This is a genomic window from Sphingomonas sp. GlSt437, assembly GCF_048015635.2.
In the GTDB taxonomy this organism is placed as follows: Bacteria; Pseudomonadota; Alphaproteobacteria; order Sphingomonadales; family Sphingomonadaceae; genus Sphingomonas.
In genome coordinates this window covers 148,667-173,281 of record NZ_JBPGYA010000002.1, presented here as the reverse complement: position 1 = coordinate 173,281, position 24,615 = coordinate 148,667, and the positions used below count along the sequence as shown (strand labels likewise).

The 24,615-nt window shown below is 63.5% G+C and carries 29 protein-coding genes and 1 pseudogene; all 30 read left to right on the top strand.

Annotated elements, in window-relative coordinates:
- Positions 1-49 precede the first annotated feature (49 nt).
- The 30 genes and pseudogenes from ACLB0R_RS10345 to ACLB0R_RS10200 all read left to right on the top strand — a co-directional run bounded on the left by ACLB0R_RS10345 (position 50) and on the right by ACLB0R_RS10200 (position 24,478).
- Positions 50-955 carry a fructose bisphosphate aldolase gene (locus tag ACLB0R_RS10345; protein WP_416643765.1) on the top strand — a complete coding sequence of 302 codons (906 nt, stop codon included), beginning with the start codon at positions 50-52 and terminating at the stop codon, positions 953-955.
- A 6-nt stretch (positions 956-961) separates the two neighbouring features.
- The gene (locus ACLB0R_RS10340; protein WP_416643766.1) at positions 962-1,645 is read left to right on the top strand and encodes an O-methyltransferase; all 684 of its coding nucleotides are present in this window, start codon (positions 962-964) and stop codon (positions 1,643-1,645) included.
- A gap of 53 nt (positions 1,646-1,698) precedes the next feature.
- Complete coding sequence (gene thiE, locus ACLB0R_RS10335) at positions 1,699-2,382, top strand: thiamine phosphate synthase (RefSeq protein ID WP_416643767.1); 684 nt, start codon at positions 1,699-1,701, stop codon at positions 2,380-2,382.
- Positions 2,383-2,394: 12 nt separating this feature from the next.
- Positions 2,395-2,589 carry a type II toxin-antitoxin system RelB family antitoxin gene (relB, locus tag ACLB0R_RS10330; RefSeq protein ID WP_416643768.1) on the top strand — a complete coding sequence of 65 codons (195 nt, stop codon included), beginning with the start codon at positions 2,395-2,397 and terminating at the stop codon, positions 2,587-2,589.
- Positions 2,564-2,839, top strand: a complete 276-nt coding sequence (locus tag ACLB0R_RS10325) for a type II toxin-antitoxin system RelE/ParE family toxin (protein ID WP_416643769.1) — start codon at positions 2,564-2,566, stop codon at positions 2,837-2,839. The genes relB and ACLB0R_RS10325 overlap by 26 nt, the downstream gene beginning before the upstream one ends.
- 69 nt (positions 2,840-2,908) lie before the next feature.
- Positions 2,909-3,472 carry an elongation factor P gene (efp, locus tag ACLB0R_RS10320; protein WP_416643770.1) on the top strand — a complete coding sequence of 188 codons (564 nt, stop codon included), beginning with the start codon at positions 2,909-2,911 and terminating at the stop codon, positions 3,470-3,472.
- Positions 3,473-3,621: 149 nt separating this feature from the next.
- Positions 3,622-4,434, top strand: a complete 813-nt coding sequence (locus tag ACLB0R_RS10315) for an inositol monophosphatase family protein (protein WP_416643771.1) — start codon at positions 3,622-3,624, stop codon at positions 4,432-4,434.
- 320 nt (positions 4,435-4,754) lie between these two features.
- Positions 4,755-5,141, top strand: coding sequence for an NADH-quinone oxidoreductase subunit A (gene ndhC, locus ACLB0R_RS10310; protein WP_416643772.1), 387 nt, complete (start codon positions 4,755-4,757; stop codon positions 5,139-5,141).
- Positions 5,132-5,671, top strand: coding sequence for a NuoB/complex I 20 kDa subunit family protein (locus ACLB0R_RS10305; protein WP_416643773.1), 540 nt, complete (start codon positions 5,132-5,134; stop codon positions 5,669-5,671). Before ndhC ends, ACLB0R_RS10305 begins: the two co-directional genes overlap by 10 nt.
- Positions 5,668-6,216: a hypothetical protein gene (locus ACLB0R_RS10300; protein ID WP_416643774.1), complete on the top strand. Its 549-nt coding sequence runs from the start codon at positions 5,668-5,670 to the stop codon at positions 6,214-6,216. The genes ACLB0R_RS10305 and ACLB0R_RS10300 overlap by 4 nt, the downstream gene beginning before the upstream one ends.
- Positions 6,209-6,820: pseudogene (locus tag ACLB0R_RS10295) on the top strand (NADH-quinone oxidoreductase subunit C); the annotation flags it as partial. The gene ACLB0R_RS10300 and the pseudogene ACLB0R_RS10295, both read left to right, overlap by 8 nt.
- 11 nt (positions 6,821-6,831) lie before the next feature.
- The gene (locus ACLB0R_RS10290) at positions 6,832-7,197 is read left to right on the top strand and encodes a cupin domain-containing protein (RefSeq protein WP_416643928.1); all 366 of its coding nucleotides are present in this window, start codon (positions 6,832-6,834) and stop codon (positions 7,195-7,197) included.
- Between the two features lie 120 nt (positions 7,198-7,317).
- Positions 7,318-8,553, top strand: coding sequence for an NADH-quinone oxidoreductase subunit D (locus ACLB0R_RS10285; RefSeq protein WP_416643775.1), 1,236 nt, complete (start codon positions 7,318-7,320; stop codon positions 8,551-8,553).
- Between the two features lie 123 nt (positions 8,554-8,676).
- A complete protein-coding gene (locus tag ACLB0R_RS10280) occupies positions 8,677-9,345 on the top strand; it encodes a complex I 24 kDa subunit family protein (RefSeq protein WP_416643776.1) in 669 nt (222 codons plus the stop codon).
- Entirely contained in the window at positions 9,342-9,566 is a 225-nt protein-coding gene (locus tag ACLB0R_RS10275; RefSeq protein WP_416643777.1) for a hypothetical protein, read from the top strand. Before ACLB0R_RS10280 ends, ACLB0R_RS10275 begins: the two co-directional genes overlap by 4 nt.
- Positions 9,567-9,570: 4 nt before the next feature.
- Complete coding sequence (locus ACLB0R_RS10270; RefSeq protein ID WP_416643778.1) at positions 9,571-9,729, top strand: hypothetical protein; 159 nt, start codon at positions 9,571-9,573, stop codon at positions 9,727-9,729.
- Between the two features lie 21 nt (positions 9,730-9,750).
- Positions 9,751-11,055 carry an NADH-quinone oxidoreductase subunit NuoF gene (nuoF, locus tag ACLB0R_RS10265; RefSeq protein WP_416643779.1) on the top strand — a complete coding sequence of 435 codons (1,305 nt, stop codon included), beginning with the start codon at positions 9,751-9,753 and terminating at the stop codon, positions 11,053-11,055.
- Complete coding sequence (locus ACLB0R_RS10260) at positions 11,052-11,675, top strand: hypothetical protein (protein WP_416643780.1); 624 nt, start codon at positions 11,052-11,054, stop codon at positions 11,673-11,675. Before nuoF ends, ACLB0R_RS10260 begins: the two co-directional genes overlap by 4 nt.
- 252 nt (positions 11,676-11,927) lie before the next feature.
- The gene (locus tag ACLB0R_RS10255; protein WP_416643781.1) at positions 11,928-12,401 is read left to right on the top strand and encodes a hypothetical protein; all 474 of its coding nucleotides are present in this window, start codon (positions 11,928-11,930) and stop codon (positions 12,399-12,401) included.
- A gap of 1 nt (position 12,402) precedes the next feature.
- Complete coding sequence (gene nuoG / locus ACLB0R_RS10250) at positions 12,403-14,418, top strand: NADH-quinone oxidoreductase subunit NuoG (protein WP_416643782.1); 2,016 nt, start codon at positions 12,403-12,405, stop codon at positions 14,416-14,418.
- Between the two features lie 136 nt (positions 14,419-14,554).
- Positions 14,555-15,679 carry an NADH-quinone oxidoreductase subunit NuoH gene (nuoH, locus tag ACLB0R_RS10245; protein ID WP_416643783.1) on the top strand — a complete coding sequence of 375 codons (1,125 nt, stop codon included), beginning with the start codon at positions 14,555-14,557 and terminating at the stop codon, positions 15,677-15,679.
- Positions 15,679-16,221, top strand: a complete 543-nt coding sequence (locus tag ACLB0R_RS10240) for a hypothetical protein (protein ID WP_416643784.1) — start codon at positions 15,679-15,681, stop codon at positions 16,219-16,221. The genes nuoH and ACLB0R_RS10240 overlap by 1 nt, the downstream gene beginning before the upstream one ends.
- The gene (nuoI, locus tag ACLB0R_RS10235; RefSeq protein ID WP_416643785.1) at positions 16,218-16,703 is read left to right on the top strand and encodes an NADH-quinone oxidoreductase subunit NuoI; all 486 of its coding nucleotides are present in this window, start codon (positions 16,218-16,220) and stop codon (positions 16,701-16,703) included. Before ACLB0R_RS10240 ends, nuoI begins: the two co-directional genes overlap by 4 nt.
- Positions 16,704-16,878: 175 nt before the next feature.
- Positions 16,879-17,490 (top strand): NADH-quinone oxidoreductase subunit J, encoded by a 612-nt coding sequence (locus tag ACLB0R_RS10230; RefSeq protein ID WP_416643929.1) that lies wholly within the window; start codon positions 16,879-16,881, stop codon positions 17,488-17,490.
- Between the two features lie 70 nt (positions 17,491-17,560).
- Positions 17,561-17,866 (top strand): NADH-quinone oxidoreductase subunit NuoK, encoded by a 306-nt coding sequence (gene nuoK, locus ACLB0R_RS10225; RefSeq protein ID WP_416643786.1) that lies wholly within the window; start codon positions 17,561-17,563, stop codon positions 17,864-17,866.
- 7 nt (positions 17,867-17,873) lie between these two features.
- Positions 17,874-19,922, top strand: a complete 2,049-nt coding sequence (nuoL, locus tag ACLB0R_RS10220) for an NADH-quinone oxidoreductase subunit L (RefSeq protein ID WP_416643787.1) — start codon at positions 17,874-17,876, stop codon at positions 19,920-19,922.
- Positions 19,919-21,445, top strand: a complete 1,527-nt coding sequence (locus ACLB0R_RS10215; protein ID WP_416643788.1) for an NADH-quinone oxidoreductase subunit M — start codon at positions 19,919-19,921, stop codon at positions 21,443-21,445. The genes nuoL and ACLB0R_RS10215 overlap by 4 nt, the downstream gene beginning before the upstream one ends.
- Positions 21,445-22,890 carry an NADH-quinone oxidoreductase subunit NuoN gene (gene nuoN, locus ACLB0R_RS10210; protein WP_416643789.1) on the top strand — a complete coding sequence of 482 codons (1,446 nt, stop codon included), beginning with the start codon at positions 21,445-21,447 and terminating at the stop codon, positions 22,888-22,890. Before ACLB0R_RS10215 ends, nuoN begins: the two co-directional genes overlap by 1 nt.
- 8 nt (positions 22,891-22,898) lie before the next feature.
- Positions 22,899-23,684 carry a biotin--[acetyl-CoA-carboxylase] ligase gene (locus ACLB0R_RS10205; protein WP_416643930.1) on the top strand — a complete coding sequence of 262 codons (786 nt, stop codon included), beginning with the start codon at positions 22,899-22,901 and terminating at the stop codon, positions 23,682-23,684.
- A gap of 11 nt (positions 23,685-23,695) precedes the next feature.
- On the top strand, positions 23,696-24,478 hold the full coding sequence (locus ACLB0R_RS10200) for a type III pantothenate kinase (RefSeq protein WP_416643790.1): 783 nt from the start codon (positions 23,696-23,698) through the stop codon (positions 24,476-24,478).
- Positions 24,479-24,615: the final 137 nt, after the last annotated feature.

Below are 24,615 nucleotides of genomic sequence, written 5' to 3'. Positions count from 1 at the left end.
AGCGATGCTATCGGCGCAGGCAATTCACCAAGCTAGCCGAGGGTCTCCCATGAATTTCGCCGAGATGAAGGCCAAGATCGCCACCGGAAACGGCTTCATCGCCGCGCTCGACCAGTCGGGCGGATCGACGCCCAAGGCGCTGAAGGGCTATGGCATCGAGCAGGGCGCGTGGGGATCGGACGAGGAGATGTTCGGGCTGATCCACGCCATGCGCGCGCGGATCATCTCGTCGCCGGCCTTCACGGGCGAGAAGGTGCTCGGCGCGATCCTGTTCGAGCGGACGATGGATGGCGACGTCGGCGGCAAGCCGACGCCGCAGGCGCTGCTCGATCGCGGCGTGGTGCCGTTCATCAAGATCGACAAGGGGCTGGAAGACGAGGCGGACGGCGTCCAACTGATGAAGCCGATGCCGGGGCTCGACGCGCTGCTGGCGCGGGCGCGCGGGCTGGGCGTATTCGGCACCAAAGAGCGCTCGGTGATCAATCTCGCCAATGCCCAGGGTATCGCGGCGGCGGTGGCGCAGCAGTTCGCGGTGGCGCAGCAAGTGCTGGCGGCTGGGCTGGTGCCGATCATCGAGCCCGAGGTGAACATTAAGTCGCCCGAGCGTGCGGCTGCCGACGCCCTGTTGCGTGACGAAATCCTGAAAGCGCTCGATGCGCTGCCGGGTGACGATCAGGTGATGCTCAAGCTCTCGATTCCCGCCGAGCCCGGCCTGTTCGACGCGCTGGTCGCGCACCCGCGCGTGCTGCGCGTCGTGGCGCTGTCGGGCGGCTATGCACGGCCCGAGGCATGCGCCGAGCTCGCCAAGAATAGCGGCATGATCGCCAGCTTCAGCCGGGCGCTGCTCGAGGATTTGCGCCACCAGATGAGCGATGCCGAATTCGATGCAGCGCTCGGCGCGGCGATCGACGAGATTTACGCGGCATCGGTGGAGAAGGCGCCGGTTGCGGCCTGACGCGTGATGGTCGATCCGCCGAACCGACCCGATCAGGGTTTTGCGGCGGTCGATCGCTATATCGAGAGCAAGCTGATCGGCGCTGACGTTGCACTGGCGGCGACCCTGGCCGCCAATGCCGCCGCCGGCCTGCCCGATATCGACGTTGCGCCGGTGCAGGGGAGGTTGCTCCATCTGCTCGCGCGGATGGCGGGGGCGCGGCGCATTCTGGAAGTCGGCACGCTGGGCGGTTATTCGACGATCTGCCTGGCCCGTGCGCTGCCCGACGGCGGATCTTTGGTCACGTTGGAGCTCGATCCGCATCACGCGGCGGTCGCGCGCGCCAATATCGCGCAGGCCGGCCTCGCCGATCGCGTCGAGGTGCGCGTTGGCCCCGCGATCGACACGCTGGCGGCCATGCAGTCGGCCGGGGAAGGGCCGTTCGACTTGGTTTTCATCGATGCCGACAAGCAGGGCAACGTCGCTTATCTCAATGCTGCGATCGCCTTGGGGCGACCGGGCACGACGATCATCGTCGACAATGTGGTACGCGCCGGCGCGATCCTCGATCCCGATCACCCCGATGATCGTGTAAGGGGCACGCGCGCGCTGTTCGACGCGGTCGGCGCTCATCCCCGGCTGACCGCGACTGCGATCCAGACCGTGGGCGTGAAGCACTGGGACGGGTTCCTGCTGGCGCTGATCGATTGAGCGCGGATTGAGTGCCTCTTCCGCTGCGCCGCCGGTCGGGATAGGGGGCGGGGATGGACTTTGATGACCCGCTTGGCCCGCTCGACCCCGATTTCGCGGCGCAATTCGTTCGCGACGACCGGCGGCCGCCCTGCCAGCTTTACCTGATTTCGCCGCTCGACGTGTCGGGCAGTTTCCCTGATCGGCTGGCGCGCGCGCTCGATGCGGGGCCGGTTGCGGCGTTCCAGTTCCGGGTGAAGGGCATCGATCAGCACGAGGCGGCGCGGCTGGCAGAGCCGCTGCAACGGGTGTGCGCCGATTATGACGTGGCGTTCATCGTCAACGACTCGATTTCGCTCGCCAAAAGATTGGGCGCGGACGGCGTGCATCTGGGGCAAGGCGACGGCGATGTGCGAGAGGCGCGCGCGGCGCTTGGTCCCTCGGCGCAGATCGGCGTCACATGCCACAACAGCCGCCATCTGGCGATGGAAGCGGGCGAGGCAGGCGCCGACTATGTCGCGTTCGGTGCCTTTTTCCTGACGAGCACCAAGCAAGTCGAGCACCATGCCGAGCCGATCCTGCTCAGCTGGTGGTCGCAGCTGTTCGAGCTGCCTTGTGTGGGGATCGGGGGCATCACGCCCGCCAATGCCGCGCCCTTAGTGGCGGCGGGCGCCGATTTCCTGGCCGTGTCAGGCGCGGTTTGGGGCGGCGATGAGGCGGCGGCGGTGAAGGCTTTTGCCCAACTGCTTGCGGCATGATATCATCGAGCAATGGCAAAGCTCGATCCCATCGTGTCGGAATTCGAAACCAGCGAAGAGGCGGAAGCCTATGACGCCTGGTTCCGCACCAAGGTGCAAAAAGCGCTCGACGATCCGCGCCCGGGGATCCCGCATGATGAAGCGATGGCGGAATTAACGCGACGATTAGAGGCGAAGCGCCGTGCTCGCGGTTCGCTGGACGCCTGACGCGCTCGACGATCTCGAGGAGATCGTCGCCTTTATCGAGCAGCGTCATTTCCTGGCGGCGCAGCGTATTCGCGAACTTGTCGAGTCGACCGCCGAGCGGCTGCCGGAACATCCATTCCTGTATCGTCGCGGTCGCGTCCCGGAGACACGGGAAGCCGTTGTCCACCCGAATTACATCATTGTCTATCGCGTCGGGGAACGAACGATCGATATCATCGCCGTCCTCCACGCCCGCCAGCGCTATCCCTAAGCCTTGCCCCCATCGCGCCGCCTCGCTAAAGGCGCCGCTTCTCGCTCTTTCAACCAACAGGCTCGGCCCATGAAGATCAGCGGCGTGGACATTCGTCCCGGCAACATCATCGAATATGAAGGCGGCATCTGGCGCGCCGTCAAAATCCAGCACACCCAGCCGGGCAAGGGCGGCGCCTATATGCAGGTCGAGATGAAGAACCTGCGCGACGGCCGCAAGACCAATGTCCGCTTCCGCTCGGCCGAAACCGTGGAGCGCGTGCGGCTCGATACCAAGGATTTCCAGTTCCTCTATCCCGAAGGCGACATGCTCGTCTTCATGGACAAGGACACGTACGACCAAGTGACGCTGCCGCGCGATCTGCTCGGCGATGCGGCGGCTTTCCTGCAGGACGGCATGGATGTCGTGATGGAATTGTACGACGAGGAAGCGATCAGCGTGCAGCTGCCCGACACGATCGAAGCGACGATCGTCGAGGCCGATGCAGTGGTGAAGGGGCAGACGGCGTCCTCGAGCTACAAGCCCGCCGTGCTCGACAATGGCGTGCGCGTGATGGTGCCGCCGCATATCGGTGCGGGCACGCGGATTGTGGTTGATGTGTACGAGCAGACCTATGTTAGGCGCGCGGATTGAGACGAAATAGCGCTGCTATTTCGCACAATCCGCCGCCCGGCCGGCGAGCGTAGCTCGACCGACGGCGCGGGCTTTGCCCGCGACGGGATCGTGAACCAGACCCCACCCCAACCCCTCCCCTGAAGGGTAGGGGCTTAGGAAGTTGCCCAATGCCCTCCCATTCCGGCCTGCTCACCATCATGGATCGCGCCGCGCGCAAGGCGGCGCCGCGGTTGCGGCGTGACTTCAACGAAGTCCAGCACCTGCAGGTGAGCCGCAAGGGCCCGGCCGATTTCGTCTCGATGGCCGACAAGCGCTGCGAGGACACGCTGATCGAGGAACTGGCGCGGGCGCGCCCCGATTGGGCGATCCTGGCCGAGGAAAGCGGCGAGCGGGCAGGCGACCCCGCCAAGCCGCGCTTCATCATCGATCCGTTGGACGGCACTTCGAACTTCCTCCACGGCATCCCGCATTTCGCGATCTCGATCGCGGTCGAGGAGCCGCTGGCGAGCGGCAAGCGCGAGATTACCACGGGCCTCATCTACCAGCCGCTGACTGACGAAAGCTTCTGGGCAGAGCGCGGTCGCGGCGCCTGGCTGCAGGACCAACGGCTGCGCGTCTCGGCCCGGCGGGACCTGGCCGATGCGCTGATCGCGACGGGTATCCCGTTCCTGGGCCATGGCGATTTTGTGCAGTGGAGCCGGATTTTCGGGGCGGTCGCGCCGGAAGTCGCGGGCATCCGCCGGCTGGGATCGGCGGCGCTCGATTTGGCCTGGGTCGCGGCTGGACGGTTCGACGGGTTTTGGGAAAGCGACCTTCAGCTGTGGGACGTCGCTGCGGGCCTGTTGCTGGTGCGCGAGGCCGGCGGCTATGTCACCGATTTCCGCGGCGGCGATCGCATGGTCGAGCGCAGCGAATATCTCGCCGCCAATGATGCGCTGCATTCGCGGCTGCACAAGGCAGTGGCGGGGGCGTTGCGCTGAGGGCAGGAATGTGCGCAGCGCCAACCTCCTCTCCCTTGAGGGAGAGGACAGCGCAGCTTGCCGACTTGTCGGCTAGCGGAGCTTGGTGAGGGGGACGTGCGCCGTCGATAGTGCCGGACTTACCCCTCACCCAACTCCGACTAGGCAGCAAGCTGCCAAGTCTTCGTATCCCTCTCCCGCAAGGGGAGAGGGTTGTAGCTGCGCCAACCCGTCCCCCCACAAAGCACCACTTCGATGGACTTTCGGCGGTAGCGGCCCTTGCCCCCTAGCCACCACCGTCCTAAAGCCCCGGCGATGATTCCGCATGTGCGAGACAGCTGGTGATCGACCTGCTCCAATATCTGCCGATCCTCCTGTTTTTGGGAGTGGCGCTGGCGCTTTCGGGCGCGTTCGTTTTCCTGCCGATGGTGGTCGCGCGGCTGACCGGCGCGCACAAGCCGACCGCGGAAAAGCTCGCCGAATATGAGTGCGGCTTCCCCGCGTTCGAGGATAGCCGCAGCCAGTTTGACGTGCGCTTTTACCTCGTCGCGATCCTGTTCATCGTCTTCGATCTGGAAGCGGCGTTTCTCTATCCCTGGGCCGTCACCGTGTTCAAGCTGGGCGGCATGGCGAGCTGGACGGCGTGGGTGGCGATGATGGTGTTCATCGGCGAATTGGCGCTCGGCCTGGCGTATGCGTGGAAGAAGGGAGCGCTCGATTGGGAGTAGAACTCACCCCGACCCACAGCGAGGCGCAGCTGCCCGATGTCGCGTTCCTGAACGACATCAATGCCGAGATCGCGGACAAGGGCTTTCTCGTCACCTCGACAGAGGAGCTGTTCCAGTGGGCGCGCACCGGCTCCTTGTGGTGGATGACGTTCGGGCTTGCCTGCTGCGCGGTCGAGATGATCCATGTCAACATGCCCCGCTATGACCTTGAAAGATTTGGCGTTGCGCCGCGCGCTAGCCCCCGCCAGTCGGACGTGATGATCGTCGCCGGCACGTTGTGCAACAAGATGGCGCCGGCGCTGCGCAAGGTCTACGACCAGATGTCGGAGCCCAAATACGTCATCTCGATGGGCAGCTGCGCCAATGGCGGCGGCTATTATCATTACAGCTATTCGGTGGTGCGCGGCTGCGACCGCATCGTGCCGGTTGACATCTATGTGCCGGGCTGCCCGCCGACCGCCGAGGCGCTGCTGTACGGCATCATGCAGTTGCAGCGGAAGATCCGCCGGGTTGGGACAATCGAGCGGTGATCGACGCGTTTTGTAATTTGGAAGCGATCGACGGCAACCAGCCGTGGTGCGACCTCTCTTTTGAAGTCGTGTCAAAGCGTCAAGCGCTGTTTTCAGATCGTAATACCTTAACGATCGAGGCCGTGGCTGACGGTCGGCCGATTGGGCTTGCCATAGTCTCCCGCGCGAATGATTGGCGGTATCAGCGGGTGGAAAATGTTCAGGAAGAGCTGGGCTTCTGGTGGGGCAAGCTGACGCTTTTGACGGTTGGCGCGAAAAGCGACGCTTTGCTGGCAACATGGCGGAATTACTTTGGTCTGCCGGGAGCAAGTTCGTTTGCGCGCGAGATCGTGTGTCGGGCCGTCGCCTTGAGCGGTGATCCGCGGCGGATGGATGAAGAGGTCGTACGCGCAAAACTGTTCTTCGATAACGGCGAGCCGGATGAATATGCTGAGCTTTTCTGCATTGTTGATCTGGCGGGAGGTTTTGCTGCGCTGAATGAGAAGGATCCGGATTATCGATCCCCGTTGGTATCGTGGTGTTCCGGGGCATTCGGGCATGCATAGCCCAGCCCCCCGCTATGCCGACAATGACGGCGTGATCGATGTCGCTCGCGCCGCGCTTGGCGACCTCATCGTCGAGACGCTCGACGCGCATGGCGAAATCACGCTGACCATCGATCGCGCGCGTCTGGCTGAAGCGATGACGCTGCTCCGGGATACCCCCGGCCTCGACTATCAGCAGCTGATGGAAATCGCCGGCGTCGATTACCCCGAGCGCGCGGAGCGGTTTGACGTCTGCTATCACCTGCTCAGCCTGACGCGGAACCACCGCCTGCGCGTGCGGGTGACGACCGACGGGGTAAAACCGGTGCCGTCGATCACCGGGCTATGGCCGGTCGCGGGCTGGCTCGAGCGCGAAGTGTACGACATGTACGGCGTGCTGTTCGAGGGCAATCCCGACCTGCGCCGCATCCTGACCGATTACGGCTTTCGCGGCCACCCGCAGCGCAAGGATTTCCCGCTGACCGGCTATGTCGAGCTGCGCTATTCAGAAACCGCCAAGCGCGTGGTGTACGAGCCCGTGCAGCTCGCGCAGGATTTCCGCACCTTTGATTTCACTTCGCCCTGGGAAGGCACTGATTACACGCTGCCGGGTGACGAAAAGGCGGAGGGCAAGTGATGGCGCCTGCCGTGGTCAACATCGCCGACAAGCTGAGCGCCTTTGCCGACCATTGGAACCCGCGCATCATCGGCGGCTATAATGGCAACGAGCTGCGGCTCGCCAAGGTGCGGGGCGACTTCACCTGGCATGCGCATGCCGATACCGATGAGCTGTTCCTCGTGGTAAAGGGCGAGCTTGGCATCGAGTTTCGCGACGGCGTCCGCACGCTGCGCGCCGGCGAGATGATCGTTGTTCCCAAGGGCACCGAGCACCGGCCGTTCGCGGCGGAGGAAGCGCATATCCTGCTGATCGACCGCGAGGGCGAGCCGAATACGGGTCTCAACCCTTCCGCGATGACGCGCGCGACGCTGGAGGTGCTGTGATGATCGGTTTGCGCACCCAAAACCACTTCCCCGGCGAAGGCCGGGGCCCAGCTTTCCAGCGCTTGCCCCTTTGGGCCCCGGCCTTCGCCGGGGAAGCGTGGGTGCGAAAGGAGGCGGCGCATGGCTGACGTGATTGACCAGCTGGAAGGTCACCTCGATGCCGACAAGCCCGAAGTCGGCGATCTCGAAATCCAGAACTACACGATCAATTTCGGCCCGCAGCACCCTGCCGCGCACGGCGTGCTTCGTCTCGTGATGGAGCTCGATGGCGAGATCGTCGAGCGCGTCGATCCGCATGTCGGGCTGCTGCACCGCGGCACCGAGAAGCTGATCGAATACAAGACCTATCTGCAGGCGCTGCCTTACTTCGATCGCCTCGATTACTGCTCGCCGCTCTGTATGGAGCACTCTTACGTGCTCGCGGTCGAGAAATTGCTCGATCTGGAAGTGCCGCTGCGCGCGCAATATCTGCGCGTGTTGTTCGCCGAATTGACGCGCATTTCCAATCACACGCTCAACCTCGGCAGCCATGTGATGGATGTCGGCGCGATGACGCCGAACCTGTGGCTGTTCGAAATCCGCGAGGATTGCCTCAATTTCTTCGAGCGGATTTCGGGCGCGCGGATGCACTCGGCGTGGTTCCGCCCCGGCGGCGTCCATCAGGACGTGCCGCTGAAGGTGCTGACCGACATTGCCGACTGGCTCGACACCCGCCTGCCGCGCTTGTTCGAGGATGCGATCAGCCTGGTCGCCGACAACCGCATCTTCAAGCAGCGCAATGTCGATATCGCGGTGGTGAGCCGGGAAGACGCAGTGCGCTGGGGTTTCTCCGGCCCGATGATCCGGGGCAGCGGCATCCCGTGGGACCTGCGCAAGTCGCAGCCCTATGACGTCTATGACCGCATGCAGTTCGACGTGCCGGTCGGCACGCGCGGCGATTGCTATGATCGCTTCATGGTCCGCGTCGAGGAAGTCCGGCAGTCCGCGCGCATCATGAAGCAATGCCTGAGCGAGATGCCCGAAGGTCCGATCGCCAGCGACGACCGCAAGGTCGTGCCGCCCAAGCGCGCCGAGATGAAGCAATCGATGGAAGCGCTGATCCACCACTTCAAGCTCTACACCGAGGGCTTCCACGTGCCCGCCGGCGAAGTCTATGTCGCGACCGAAAGCCCCAAGGGCGAATTCGGCGTGTATTTGGTCTCGGATGGCACCAACAAGCCGTACCGCTGCAAGATCCGCCCGACCGCGTTCAGCCACCTCCAGGCGATGGACTTCATGTGCAAGGGCCACATGCTGGCGGACACCACCGCGATCCTGGGCGCGATCGACGTGGTGTTCGGGGAGTGTGATCGGTGAGTGGACAATCTCGCAACCGTCATGCCGGACTTGATCCGGCATCCCGCTTCTCCTTCTTCTTTGTCGCCCTGTCGAAAGGCAGCGGGACCCCGGATCAAGTCCGGGGTGACGGAGTATCTATCTTTGGCTGACACCCCCCACATCCCCGACGAAGCCGAAACCCGCGCGCGCTGGGGTGATTTCGCGTGGACGGCGGAGAATGCCGAGAAGGCCCGGGAAATCCTGTCGCGCTACCCCAAGGGGCGCGAACAATCGGCGTCGCTGCCGTTTCTCGATCTTGCGCAGCGGCAAGTGGGGGCGGAGACCAACACGCAAGGGTGGCTGCCCGTGCCGGTGATCGAGTTCGTGGCGCGCGAGCTCGGCGTGCCGTACATGCGCATCTTCGAGGTCGCGACTTTCTACACCATGTTCAACCTGGCGCCGGTCGGCCGCTATCACGTTCAGGTCTGCGGCACGACGCCTTGCCTGCTCGCGGGCTCCGACGACGTGCTGGCGGCGTGCAAAGCGTATGGCCTTGCCAAGGGCAAGACGACGGCGGACGGGCTGTTTACGCTGACCGAAGTTGAGTGCCTGGGCGCCTGCGCCAATGCGCCGATGGTGCAGATCAACGACGATAATTTCGAGGACCTGGACTATGATCGCACGACCGCGATCCTGCGGGCGCTGTCGCGCGGCGAGGCGCCCGCGCCGGGCTCGACGATTGGCAGGCGGGCCAGCTGCCCGGAGGGCGGACCGACGTCGCTCAAGGACATGGTCACCGAGAACCACGATTATCGGGGGGAATGGGCATGACCGTCGACGGCGAGCGCTTCATCACCGAGATGCTAAAGGCGATCCGGGTCGAGATCAGCGAGTTGCGCGAGGAACAGCTGAACCAATCGCTGCGCCTGACCGCCGTTGATCAGCGTCTGCTTGGCATCGACGCGCATCTCGCCGCGCTGCAACACAGTGTCGATACGTTGAAGACTGACATGCGCCGGGTAAAGCAGCGGCTCGAGCTGGTGGAGGAGTGAGGGCATGACGATCATCATCGGCATTCTGGCGGCGCTGCTGCTCATCTTCGTGCTGGTCGCGTTGGTGAAGATCGCCTTCGGGCTGATCGTGCTGGGCTTGGCCGTCGTCGTCGCGGTCGTCGCTTATCGCTTCGCCGAGCGGTTGATGGGGCGGGGGGTTTGATGCTCGCTGCTGGAGTCTGTGATGCTCGCTGATAAGGACCGCATCTTCACCAATGTCTACGGGTTCCAGCCGTGGAACCTGGCCGCCGCGCGTGCGCGCGGCGATTGGGACAATACCAGGCAGCTGATGGACATCGGCCAGGATGCCATCATCGATACGATCAAGGCATCGGGCCTGCGCGGGCGTGGTGGGGCGGGCTTCCCGACCGGCACCAAATGGAGCTTCATGCCCAAGGAGCCCAAGCCGGGCCGGCCCAATTACCTCGTCATCAACGCCGACGAGTCCGAGCCCGGCAGCTGCAAGGACCGCGAGATTATCCGGCATGATCCGCACAAGCTGATCGAAGGCGCGCTGATCGCGGGCTTCGCGATGCGGGCGAGCGCGGCGTACATCTACATTCGCGGCGAATATATCCGTGAGGCCGAAACGCTGTTTGCCGCCGTTGCCGAAGCCTATGACGCCGGGCTGATCGGCAAGAATGCGTGCGGATCGGGCTATGATTTCGACGTTTTCGTCCACCGCGGCGCGGGCGCGTATATCTGTGGCGAAGAAACCGCGATGCTCGAAAGCCTCGAGGGCAAGAAGGGCCAGCCGCGGCTGAAACCGCCGTTCCCGGCGGGCGCGGGGCTTTATGGCTGCCCGACGACGGTCAACAATGTCGAGAGCATCGCCGTCGCGCCGACGATCCTGCGGCGCGGCGCGGCGTGGTTCGCGAGCTTCGGCAACGAGAATAATCGCGGGACCAAGCTGTTCCAGATTTCGGGCCATGTGAACAAGCCGTGCGTGGTCGAGGAAGCGATGAGCATCCCGTTCCGCCAGCTGATCGAGGAGCATTGCGGCGGCATTCGTGGCGGGTGGGACAATTTGCTGGCGGTCATCCCCGGCGGCTCGTCGGTGCCGCTGGTGCCGGCGGCGCAGATCACGGATGCGCCGATGGATTTTGACGGGCTGAAGGCGCTGGGTAGCGGCCTCGGCACTGCCGCTGTCATCGTGATGGACAAATCGACCGACATTGTCCGCGCGATCAGCCGGCTGAGCTATTTCTACAAGCATGAAAGCTGCGGCCAGTGCACGCCCTGCCGCGAAGGCACCGGCTGGATGTGGCGGGTGATGGAGCGGCTGCGCACCGGCGATGCCGAGGTCGCCGAGATCGACATGCTCCAGCAAGTCACCAAACAGGTCGAAGGCCATACCATCTGCGCGCTGGGCGACGCGGCGGCGTGGCCGATCCAGGGGTTGATCCGCCATTTCCGGCCCGAGATCGAGCGGCGGATTGCGGAGAAGCAGGGCGAGGCGGCGCACGCGATGGCGGAGGCGGCGGAGTGAATTTGGGATTCCTTCTTGTCCTTGCTGCTCTGCTCGGCTTTGACCAACCGACCGCGCCGCCACCTGAATGGACGAAGTATCAACGGGATGCGATTGCCCATATCGGCAAATGCCTAGCTGAGGTCGGTGGGGGCACAGTCGAGCGGCTGCTGCAAACAACGCCGGGAAGCACAGAAGAGAGCAAATTGGCTCTGGATCTCATGTATTACCATAAGGGGTGCTTGAATAAGATCGGCTCTTACCGGGTCAACATTGCAGCGATGCGTGGATCTGCGGCCGAAGCAATGCTCAAACGAAGAGTAGAGTTAACCAAAGCCGTTGCTACCCAAGCCGACACTGCTCCAGTTCGTCCGCCCATGGGTACAAATGCTATCCAAGTGCTCGATCTTTACGCGCTTTGTTTGGTCAAAGCGGCACCGGCGCGCGCTCTTGCAGTGCTCAACACTGTAGAGGGCTCAACTGAAGAAACATTGTCGATCAAAGCATTCGGCGAACTGCACCGGCAGTGCATCCCAACAGACGTTGCGTATCACATGGGTTACGACGAGCTTCGCACGCATCTTGCTTCCGCGATTTATCTTTACGGCTCATCATTATTGCCGGAGCGCCCTCATGCCTAAACTCAAAGTAGAAGGCATCGAGGTCGAGGTCCCCGCCGGCGCCACCGTGCTTATAGCGTGCAGGATCGCGGTACCGATGATGGAGGCGGCGGAGTGAGGGACTTGGGCAAGAGGCTCGTCGCGCTCGTGGCATTGGGCGCGTGTTACGGTCAGCCTGTCGAGGCCAAGGACGCGTTGGTCACGCAGCGGTCGCAATTTGCTCGATCAGCGCAGTGCTTTGTCCGCTATGCGGCGCGCGCTTCGGCGGATTTGTTGACCAAGCCGATGTACTCTTCGCAGCAGGTCAGGGCGGCAGAGACGTTGATCGATGGCAACTCCTCCTGTCTGCGTGACAAGCAAGCTTTCTCCGTTCGGCAAGATATTTTCTATGGTGAGTTGGCAGCTGCTCTTTTTGATCATGAACCCAAGTTGATCGATCAGCTGGCAGCGGTGCCGCCGAAGGCGCCTGTTCGTCCGCAAACAGGGCTCGATTCCAGCGCGTTCGTCAACGCTTATGGCGAGTGTCTCGTCAACGCCGACCCAGGCAAGGCCGCGACATTGCTCCGCAGCGAGCGGGACTCGACGGGCGAGCGCGAGGCCGTGCTCGCTTATGGCGACACGCTGTCCGCCTGCACCGCGACCGACATTGCCTACCACATGAACATCCCGGATTTGCGCGCGCATATCGCGATCTCGGCTTATCGGCTTGTCGCGGCGCGGGCTTCAAACAAGACTACGGGTAGCTGACATGCCTAAACTCAAAGTAGACGGCATCGAGATCGAGGTTCCCGCCGGGGCGACCGTGCTCCAGGCGTGTGAGGCGGCGGGGAAGGAGATTCCGCGCTTCTGCTATCATGAGCGGCTGTCGATCGCCGGCAATTGCCGCATGTGCCTCGTCGAAGTGAAGCCGGGGCCGCCCAAGCCGCAGGCGTCGTGCGCGCTGCCCGCTGCCGACAATCAGGAAGTCTTCACTGCCTCGCCGATGGTCAAGAATGCGCGCGAAGGGGTGATGGAGTTTCTGCTCATCAACCACCCGCTCGATTGCCCGATCTGCGATCAGGGCGGCGAGTGCGACTTGCAGGACCAGTCGATCGCTTATGGCCGGGGCGCCAGCCGCTTCCACGAAAACAAGCGCGCGGTCACCGAGAAATATATGGGCCCCATCGTCAAGACGGTGATGACGCGCTGCATCCAGTGCACGCGCTGCGTCCGCTTTGCCGAGGAAGTGGCCGGCGTCGAGGAAATCGGCGCGATCGGGCGCGGCGAGAACATGCAGATCACCAGCTATCTGGAACATGCCGTCACCAGCGAGCTCTCCGGCAATATCGTCGATCTGTGCCCGGTCGGCGCGCTGACCAGCAAGCCCTATGCGTTCGAGGCGCGGCCCTGGGAGCTCAAAAAGACGCTGACCATCGACGTGATGGACGCGGTCGGCACCAATATCCGGCTCGACAGCCGCGGGCGCCAGGTGCTGCGCTGCCTGCCGCGCATCAATGACGATGTGAACGAGGAATGGGCGACCGACAAGACGCGCCACGCGGTCGATGGCCTGGTGCGCCGCCGGCTCGACCGGCCGTTCATCCGCAAGGACGGCAAGCTGGTTGAGGCGAGCTGGGACGAGGCGTTCGCGGCGATTGCGGCGGTGAAGGCGGGCAAGAGCGTCGCGGCGATTGCGGGCGATCTGGTCGATTGCGAGACGATGTATACGGCCAAGGCGCTGCTCGCGCAGGCGGGCTCGTCGCTGCTCGAAGGGCGGCAGACGGGGATGGATTATGATGTGTCCAGCCTGGCGGCAGTCAATTTCAATACGACGATTGCGGGTACCGAGCGGGCGGATGTAATCCTGCTCGTCGCCACCAATCTGCGTTGGGAAGCGCCGCTGGTGAACACGCGGGTGCGCAAGGCAATCAAGCGCGGCGCCAAGGTGTTCGCGATCGGGCCCGAGATTGACCTGACCTACAAGGTCGAATGGCTCGGCAATGCGCTGTCGGTGCTCGGCAAGCTGCCCGAGGCGGCGGCGGAGGCGTTCAAGAATGCCGCGCGACCGATGGTGATCGTTGGCGGCGCGGCGCTCAAATCGGGCCATGGCGCGGCGCTGGCGCTTGCCAAGAAGTACAATCTCTTCCGCACGCTGGAGGATGGCAGTGCGTGGAATGGCTTCAACGTCGTCCATATGGCGGCGGCGCGGATGGGGGGGCTGATGCTCGGCTATGCGCAGCCGGGCGGGATCGCCGATGTGGTCGCCGCCAAGCCCAAGCTGGTGTTTTTCTTGGGCGCCGACGAGGTCGATTTCTGGCCGTTCGCCAAGAGCTTCAAAGTCTATGTCGGCCATCATGGCGACAAAGGCGCGCACCACGCCGATGTGGTGCTGCCGGGCGCGAGCTATGCCGAGAAATCGGGCACCTGGGTGAACCTCGAAGGCCGGGTCCAGCGCGGCGAGCGCGCCGTCTTCCCGCCGGGCGACGCGCGTGAGGACTGGACGATCTTCCGCGCGCTCTCCGCCGTGCTCGGCAAGCCGCTGCCGTTCGACACACTGGAAGAGCTGCGCGCCGAAATGGCGAAGGACACGCCGCTGCTGGGTGAGCTGGGTCTCAAGACCTTCGACTGGGCGCCCCCCGCGCTCGACGCCAAGGGCGAGGGCGAAGTGACTTATCCGATCAAGGACTTCTACCTCACCAACGCTATCTGCCGCGCCAGCCCAACGATGCAGCGTTGCTCGGCGGAAATCCTCCATGGGCAAGAGTTTGCGGAGGCGGCGGAGTGATGCGGTTGTCCTTCTTCGTCATCCCAGCGAAAGCTGGGATCGCTGGCTTCAATAACCCGGCCCCATGTCAAGCGACCCCAGCTTTCGCTGGGGTGACGGCGAAAATCGCCGGGGTGACGATGTGTGAGGTGAGCGCATGACCGCCTGGACCTCCGCCACTATCGGCTATGGCTGGTCGTGGTTCGTCTGGACCCTGATCGACATTCTGCTCATCGCCTTCCCGGTGATGCTCGCCGTCGCGCTGATCATTTACGCCGACCGCAAGATCTGGGCGGCGATGGCGCTGCGCAAGGGGCCCAATGTCGTCGGGCCGTTCGGCATTCTCCAGTCGTTCGCGGACGGGCTGAAGGTGTTCCTGCAGGAAACCATCATCCCGTCGGGCGCCGACAAGGGCCTGTTCCTGATGGCGCCGATCATCACTTTCACGGTCGCGCTGATCGTGTGGGCAGTGGTGCCGTTCGATGCGGGCGTGGTGCTGGCCAACATCAATGTCGGGCTGCTTTACGTGCTCGCGGCGAGTTCGCTCGGCGTTTATGGAATCATCCTGGCGGGCTGGTCGTCCAACTCGAAATACCCGTTCTTCTCGGCGATCCGCGCGGCGGCGCAGATGGTGTCTTACGAAGTCGCGATCGGCTTCGTGCTGATCTCGGTGGTGCTGTGGGCAGGGAGCTTCAACCTGCAAACCATTGTTGAAGCGCAGAAGAATGTCTGGGGCTTTGCCTGGCTGCCGGTCAACGGCTTTGCGTTCAACCCGCTGTTGTTCCCAATGGCGGTGGTGTTCTTCATCTCGAGCCTCGCTGAGACGCAGCGCGCGCCGTTCGACCTGACCGAGGCGGAAAGCGAGCTCGTCGCCGGCTACCAGACCGAATATTCGTCGATGGCGTTCGCGCTCTACTGGCTCGGCGAGTACGCCAATGTCATCCTGATGTGCGTGCTCAACGCGACGTTGTTCTGGGGCGGGTATCTGCCGCCGCTGGATTGGGCGCCGCTTTACCAGATCAACGTCTCCCTGCTGGCAGACGTGTGGAACTGGCTCTTTGGCACGCATTTCGGGCCTTATATGTCGACTGGCTTGATTTGGCTGTTCATCAAGATGTGCGCCTTCTTCTTCCTGTTCAGCTGGGTGAAGGCGACCGTGCCGCGCTACCGCTATGACCAGCTGATGCGGCTGGGCTGGATGGTGTTCCTGCCGATGTCGCTGCTGTGGGTGTTCATCGTATCCGGGTTCCTGATGTGGACCCGCGTGGGGGGAGCGAATTAATGTCATTCGCTCTACTAGCGGCGCTTGCCGGACAAATTGTCATAGACAGCATTCGACGGGCCGAAGCTCGCGACAACATAGCTGTGAGGGATCTGGCGTTTTCATGCCGTGTTGCAGGGCCAAGTGTCCCTGATCGCTCAATTGATTTTGTATTAAATGGTGTGATGGGCGTTGGTGGTAGCGTGTTAGTCGACCTTACGCCTAATAATGAAGCGGACATAAAATTGATCCGTAATAAAGCTGAATATTCGGAAAATTGGAAAGAGGACTATAGCTTTTTCGAGATTATCAACGATTTTCCGGTTTCTATTAATGGGCAACAGTATCTTGTTTCTCAGATCCTAAAGTACAAGGATCTTGGCGTACGGCCGCAAGTTTTAGATCGCTCAAAATCACCCTATGAAATTACGATCAATTTATACCCTCTAAAAAGCTTTCGGTTTTTTTCAAATTACTACCAGTCTATTGGTAAGTTTCCGAAGGAACTGGCAACGGGCGTTTGTGAAACGTCCAAGAATACACCCGCAAGGACCGGATCATGAGCGTCGCTCAATTCATCAAATCCTATACGCTTTACGAGTTCATCGGTGCGCACCTGAAGACCTTGCGGTATTTCTTCAAGGCGAAGGCGACGATCAACTATCCGTACGAGAAGAACCCGATCTCGCCGCGTTTCCGGGGCGAGCATGCGCTGCGCCGCTATCCCAATGGCGAGGAGCGCTGCATCGCGTGCAAATTGTGCGAGGCGATCTGCCCGGCGCAGGCGATCACCATCGAAGCCGAGCCGCGCGACGATGGCAGCCGCCGTACCACGCGCTACGACATCGACATGACCAAGTGCATCTATTGCGGGCTGTGCCAGGAAGCGTGCCCGGTCGATGCCGTGGTCGAAGGGCCGAATTACGAATTTGCGACCGAGACGCGCGAGGAGCTGATCTACGACAAGGCCAAGCTGCTGGCGAATGGCGATCGGTGGGAAAGCGTGATCGCGGCGAACCTTGCCGCCGACGCGGCGTATCGGTAGGCGGGCGCGCGATGATCGACTCCTCTCACGTCATCCCAGCGAAAGCTGGGATCGCTTCGCGCTACGGGCGGCCGATGTGGCTCGCGACCCCAGCTTTCGCTGGGGTGACAGTCGGGGCTGGGGTGACGGGTGTGGCTCGGGTGCAGGGTGAATTTGGCGGCGAGGTAGCGCGGTGATCATCCAGACGCTCGCCTTTTACCTGTTCGCCGGCCTCGTCCTGCTGTCGGGGGCGCTGACGGTCACGTCGCGCAACCCGGTGCACGCGGTGCTGTGGCTGATTTTCGCCTTTTTCAACGCCGCCGGGCTGATGGTGCTGGTCGGCGCCGAGTTCATCGCGATGCTGCTGGTGATCGTCTATGTCGGCGCGGTGTCGGTGCTGTTCCTGTTCGTGGTGATGATGCTCGACATCGATTTCGCCGAGCTGCGCAGCGGGTTCGTGCGCTATGCGGGCATCGGGCTGATCTTCGCGATCGCCCTGGCAGCGGAAATCTTCATCGCTATCGGCGCGTGGAGCGCGGGCGGCATCGATCTTGGCCGCCGCATCGCGCCGGCGCAGCCAGCCCAGCCCAATATCGAGGCGATCGGGACCTTGCTCTACACCCGCTACCTCTATCTGTTCGAGGGTGCCGGGCTGGTGCTGCTCGTGGCGATGATCGGCGCGATCGTGCTGACCCATCGCCAGCGCGGCGGCGTGCGCGCGCGGAATGTCGCCCGCCAGGTCGCGCGTCGCCCGAAGGATGCGGTGCGCAAGGTCGATCAGCCGGTTGGCGTGGGAGTGGAGCTGTGATCCGGGGGCTCCTCATGATTCTGCTGATCGCTGGACCGGCGGTGTTCCTGCACATTCGGCGAGGTGTAAGATGATCGGCCTTACCCATTATCTCGTCGTCGCGGCGATCCTGTTCGGCATGGGCGTGCTCGGCCTCATCGCCAATCGCAAAAACCTGATCGTGATGCTGATGGCGATCGAGCTGATCCTGCTCGCGGTGAACCTCAACCTCGTCGCCTTCTCGGCCTATCTCGGTGATCTTGTCGGCCAGGTATTCGCGATGTTCGTGCTGACCGTGGCGGCGGGTGAGGCGGCGATCGGGCTTGCCATTCTCGTCATCTATTTCCGCGGCCGCGGCACGATCTCGGTCGATGACGTCAACCGGATGAAGGGGTGATCATTCGGTGATCCAGCTTATCGTTTTCCTGCCGCTGCTCGCCGCGATCATCGCGGGGCTGAGCAACAGGGCGTTCGGCGCCACGCTGCCCAAGCTGCTGACGACGGGCGCGTTGTTGGTGTCGTGTGCGCTTAGCTGGCCGATCTTCATTTCGTACCTCGGCGGCGGCGCGCAACCGAGCGTGACGCCGGTGTTGAGCTGGATTCACTCGGGCACGCTCAGCGTCGACTGGGCGTTGCGGGTCGATGCGCTGACGGCGGTGATGCTGGTCGTCGTCACCAGCGTCTCGGCGCTCGTCCACCTCTATAGCTGGGGCTATATGGAGGAAGACCCGGACCAGCCGCGCTTCTTCGCCTATCTCTCGCTGTTCACCTTCGCGATGCTGATGCTGGTGACCGCCGACAACATCATCCAGATGTTCTTCGGCTGGGAAGGCGTGGGCCTGGCGAGCTATTTGCTGATCGGTTTCTGGTTCCGCAAACCCAGCGCCAATGCCGCCGCGATCAAGGCATTCGTCGTCAACCGGGTGGGCGATCTGGGCTTCATGCTCGGCATTTTTGCGACGTATCTGGTGTTCAACACGACGTCGATCCCGGAAATTCTGCGGCTCGCGCCGGGGCTGAGCGGCTCGACGATCGGGTTCCTGTGGTTCCGTGCGGATACGATCACGGTCATCTGCCTGCTGCTGTTCGTCGGCGCGATGGGCAAATCGGCGCAATTGGGACTGCACACCTGGTTGCCCGACGCGATGGAGGGGCCGACGCCCGTCTCCGCGCTGATCCACGCCGCGACGATGGTGACGGCGGGCGTGTTCATGGTGTGCCGGCTGTCACCGCTGTTCGAGCTGAGCCCGGTCGCGCTGAGCGTGGTGATGACGGTGGGCGCCGCGACCTGTTTTTTCGCCGCGACGATTGGACTGGTGCAGACCGACATCAAGCGCGTGATCGCTTATTCGACCTGCTCGCAGCTCGGCTATATGTTCTTTGCGGCGGGCTGCGGCGCTTATGGCGCGGCGATGTTCCACTTGTTCACCCACGCCTTTTTCAAGGCGCTGCTGTTCCTGGGCGCGGGCAGCGTGATCCACGCGATGCACCATGAGCAGGACATGCGCTTCTTCGGTGGCTTGCGGAAGCACATTCCGATCACCTTCTGGACGATGATGGCGGGGACGCTGGCGATCACCGGGGTCGGCTTGCCGGCGGTTTTCGGCAATGAGCTGGCGATCGGCTTTGCCGGATTCCACTCGAAGGACGCGATCATCGAGGGCGCCTGGGCGGCGGGGCAGACGGGGGCGTCGATTACCGGCATCATCGTCGCGCTGCTGACGAGCTTTTATTCGTGGCGGCTGATGTTCCTGACTTTCTGGGGCGAGCCGCGTTGGGCGGGCTCCGAGCATATCCAGCATGCCGTGCATGACGCGCATGGCCATGGCGACCATAGCCATGCCGCGCATGATCATGGCCATCATCCGGCGGCGCATGGCGACGGCACTGCGGGTTATCACCCGCATGAGGGGCCGTGGACGATTCTGCTGCCGTTGCTGCTGCTGTCGATCGGCGCGGTGGCGGCAGGCTTCGTCTTCCACGGCTATTTCATCGAGCCGACGGCGGGCGAGGATTTCTGGAAAGGCGCGATCGCCTTCCGCGAGCATCTGGCGCACGCGACGCATGAAGTGCCGACCGGCGTGAAGCTGTCGACCGCGATCGTCATGCTGCTCGGGCTGTACGGCGCGTGGCTGGCTTATGTCCGCAGCCCGGCGCTGCCAGGCAAAGTCGCGGCGACGTTCGCGCCGATCTACGATTTCCTGTTTCACAAATGGTATATCGACGAGCTGTACGACCTGCTGTTCGTCCGCCCTGCTTTCGCGATCGGTCGGCTGTTCTGGCATACGGGCGACGAAGGCACGATCGATCGTTTCGGGCCGAATGGCGCGGCTTTCGTGGTGCAATCGGGGAGCCGCATGGCCGCGCGCCTCCAGACGGGATATATCTATAGCTATGCGTTCGTGATGCTGATCGGCCTGACCGCGGTAGTGACATGGGCGCTGGTGAAATGACCGATTTTCCCATCCTCTCCGTCATGCTCGCCGTGCCCGCGCTGGCGGCAGTCGGCTGCCTGTTCGTCAGCGCCAATGGCGCGCGGTGGCTGGCGCTGGCGGCGACGCTGGTCGATTTCGTGCTCGGCGTCGCGCTGTGGGCGCAGTTCGATATCGGCGGGCCGCAATGGCAGTTCGTCGAGTTCGCGCCGCTGTTCGGCCGCTTCAACTGGGCGCTCGGCATCGACGGTTTCTCGCTGATGCTGATTATGCTGAGCGTCTTCCTCATGCCGATCTGCATCGGCGCGAGCTGGACCGCGATCACCAATCGCGTGCCCGAATATATGGCCGCGTTCCTCGCTACCGAAGTGCTGATGATCGGCACCTTCGCGGCGCAAGACCTCTTCCTGTTCTACATCTTCTTCGAAGCCGGCCTCATCCCGATGTATCTCATCATCGGCATCTGGGGCGGCGCGAACCGGATTTACGCGAGCTATAAATTCTTCCTCTACACGCTGCTCGGCTCGGTGCTGATGCTGATCGCGATGCTGTGGATGGCCAACGAAGCGGGGACGACGAGCATCCCCGAGCTGCTCAACCACGACTTCCCGGTCTATGCGCAGACCTGGCTGTGGCTGGCGTTCTTCGCATCGTTCGCGGTCAAGATGCCGATGTGGCCGGTCCACACTTGGCTGCCCGACGCGCATGTGCAGGCGCCGACGGCGGGATCGGTGATTCTGGCCGGCGTGCTGCTCAAGCTTGGCGGCTATGGCTTTCTGCGCTTCTCGGTGCCGATGTTCCCGGAAGCTTCGGCGAGCCTGGTGTGGCTGATCCTGGGGCTGTCAGCGATTGCGGTGATCTACACCAGCCTTGTCGCGCTGGTGCAGTCCGACATGAAGAAGCTGATCGCCTATTCGAGCGTGGCGCACATGGCGATCGTCACCATCGGCCTGTTCGCGTTCAACCGCCAGGGCATCGAAGGCGCGATGATCGTGATGCTGAGCCACGGCCTCGTCTCGGGCGCGTTGTTCCTGTGCGTGGGCGTGATCTATGATCGCCTGCATACCCGCGAGATCAGCCGCTATGGTGGCCTCGCGATCAACATGCCGCGCTACGCCCTGTTCTTCATGGCATTCACCATGGCGTCGATCGGGCTGCCCGGGACCAGCGGTTTCGTCGGCGAGTTTTTAAGCCTCGCGGGCACCTATCAGGTCTCGACAGTCGCGACATTGCTGTGCACCACCGGCATCATCCTGGGCGCGGCCTATATGCTCTACCTTTATCGCCGCATCATCTTCGGCGAGCTGGTGCATGATGATGCCAAGGTGATGCCCGATCTGTCGCTGCGCGAAGTCGCGCTGCTCGCGCCGATCGTGCTCGCGGTGCTGTGGATGGGGATATATCCCGACAGCTTCCTGAAACCGATGCACGAGGATGCGGCGCGGCTGGCTGCGCGGGTCGAGCGCGCGCGGCCGCCGGGCGACTCGCAGCCGCTGCCCGGCATGGCGCGACCCGTCAGCGTTGCCGCGGCGGAGGCGCGCTGATGGATTACACGATGAACCTGCTGATGACATTGCCCGAGTTGGTGCTCTCGCTGAGCGCGCTGGCGCTGATGCTGGTCGCCGCCTGGGGCGGCGCGGGCGTGACGCGGCTGGTCTGCTGGGCATCGGTCGCGGCGCTGATCGGCGCGATCATCGCGCTGGGCGGGGCGGCGTCGAGCGGCGGGCAGGCTTTCTATGGGCTCTATCGCGCGGATGGCTTTGCTGCTTTTGCCAAGGTGCTGATCTTCGGTGCGGCGGCGGTCGCGATCATCATGGCGCCGGGCTTTTTCGCGGCGACCGAAGGCGATGACCTGCATCCCGAATATCCCGTGCTGATCCTGCTCGCGGCGGCGGGCATGGGGATGATGGTGTCGGCGGGCGATTTGCTGACGCTCTATGTCGGTCTCGAACTGCAGAGCCTGGCGGCCTATGTGCTGGCGAGCTTCATGCGGCGCGATCAGCGCTCGGCCGAGGCGGGCCTCAAATATTTCGTGCTCGGCGCGCTGGCGAGCGGCATCCTGCTCTACGGTATCAGCCTGGTCTATGGCTTTTCAGGCACGACCTTGTTCGATGCGATTGCCGGGGCTTATGTGGGCGCGCATTCGATCGGGCTGACCTTCGGGCTGGTGTTCATGCTCTCCGGCCTTGCGTTCAAGATGAGTGCGGTGCCGTTCCACATGTGGACGCCAGACGTGTACGAAGGCGCGCCGACGCCGGTCACCGCCTTTTTCGGCTCGGCGCCCAAGGTCGCGGCGATCGCGTTGACGGTGCGGTTCGCGGTCGAGGCGATGGGCCCGGCGCTGCACGACTGGCGGCAGATCGTGGTGTTCGCCTCGCTCGCGTCGATCGTGCTCGGGGCGGCGGGCGCGATCGGCCAGAGCAATATCAAGCGGCTGCTGGCGTACAGCTCGATCAACAATGTCGGCTTCGCGCTGATCGGGCTGGCGGCGGGCACGCGCGAGGGCGTGGCGGCGGTACTGAGCTACCTTGCCATTTATGTCGTGATGACGCTGGGCAGCTTCCTCGTCGTGCTGCAGATGAAGGATGCGGACGGCCACCCGGTCGAAAGCATCGCCAGCCTGTCGGGCATGTCGCGGACGCGGCCGGGCCTCGCTTTCGCGCTGATGGTGATGATGTTCTCGCTCGCCGGCATCCCGCCGATGTTCGGCTTCTACGCCAAGTTCGCGGTATTTTCGGCGGCGGTCGATGCGGGGCTGTTCGTCTATGCCGCGCTCGGCATCGCTGCGTCGGTGATTGGCGCCTATTATTATCTCCGCATCGTCAAGACGATGTATTTCGATGAAGCGGCGGCGGCGTTTCGTCCGGTCGAGAACCCGGTCGAGGGTGGCTTGATCGCGGCGGCGACTTTGGTGCTGTCGCCGGTCGGCTATCTTGCCATCCCCTTGCTGGGCGCTTGGAGCCTGTGGGCAGCGAAGGCGCTGTTCTGACGGCGACGATCCGCACGATTGCCGAAACCGGATCGACCAATGCCGATCTTGTCGTGCTTGCGGCAACGGGCGCACCCGAGGGACTATGGCTGCGCGCCGAGCGGCAGACGGCGGGGCGCGGGCGGCAGGGGCGGCACTGGGTGTCGCCGGCCGGCAATCTCTATGCGAGCACGCTTGTGCGGTTGCGGCCAAGCGATCCGCCTGCCGCGACGCTGGCGCTGCTGACGGCGGTGGCGGTGGAGGAGGCGGTGCGGGTGTATCTGCCAGCGCCCTCACCCTTCCGCGCCTCCGGCGCTCCCTCCCTCTCCCGTCGGGAGATGGAAGGGGCCCATCGCGCCAGCGATGGGAAGGGTGAGGGCGTCTTGCAGATCAAATGGCCCAATGATGTGCTGCTCGGCGGTGCCAAGCTGTCGGGCATATTGCTCGAACACGCCGGCGACGCGGTGGTCATCGGTATCGGTATCAACCTGGCGCACCACCCCGATGGCCTCGATCGCGCGGTGACCAGCCTTGCCGCTTACGGCGCCGCCCCCGATCCCGCGACATTCCTTGAGACGCTCGCCGAAGTTTTCGCCCGATGGCTCGCCCGCTGGCGCGGCGAGGGGCTGGCGCCGGTCCGCGAGCGCTGGCTAGGCCGCGCGCATCCCCCTGGCACAGCGCTGACCGCGCGGCTCCCCGATGGCGAAGCGATCGAGGGGCTGTTCGAGGGCCTCGATGCCGACGGCGCGCTGATCCTGCGCTTGGCGGATGGCACGCGCCGTGTCATTCACGCCGGCGATGTCTTCCTGCTCTGAGGAGCCCCCAAATGCTGCTCGCCATCGATGCCGGCAACACCAATGTCGTCTTCGCGCTGGTCAAGGACCGCAAGATCGTTGCGCGCTGGCGGATTGCGACCGATCCGCGCCGCACCGCGGACGAATATGCGGTGTGGCTGAGCCAGTTGCTGGCGCTCGAAGGCCATGACCGCAAAGACGTGACTGGCGTCATCATCGCCACCGTCGTCCCGCGCGCGCTCCACAATCTCCAGGTGCTGGCGAGCAAATATTTCGGCGGGCCTGCGCTCATTGCCGGCCAGCCGCCAGTCGACTGGGGCATCGAGATCGACGTCAAGGAGCCGCAATCGCTCGGCGCCGATCGCGCGGTCAACACCATTGCCGCGCATACCCTCCATGCCGGCGACCTGATCGTCATCGATTTCGGCACCGCGACGACGTTCGACATCGTCGATTTCACTGGCGCCTATAAAGGCGGCATCATCGCGCCGGGCATCAACCTGTCGCTCGATGCGCTGGTGACGGCGGCGGCCAAGCTGCCGCGCATCGCGATCGAGGCGCCGAGCGGCAACAACTCGGTCATCGGCCGCGATACCGTCAGCCAGATGCATATCGGCATCTATTGGGGCTATGTCGCGATGATGGAGGGCCTGGTTGCGCGGATGAAGGCCGAGGTCGGCCGCCCGGTCAAGGTGATCGCGACGGGCGGCCTCGCCGTGCTGTTCGAGAAACACACGACGATTTTCGACGCGATCGAGCCCGATTTGACCATTCAGGGGCTGGCGATGCTGTGGGATCGTGCCCATAAAGAATGAGATCTATCGCCGTCACCCCAGCGCAAGCTGGGGTCGCTGGCTTCCCGCCCGACCTTTTGCAAACGACCCCAGCTTGCGCTGGGGTGACGGTTTAAGGGGCGGCGGTACCGGACACTATTTCAACTGAAAGAACAAAA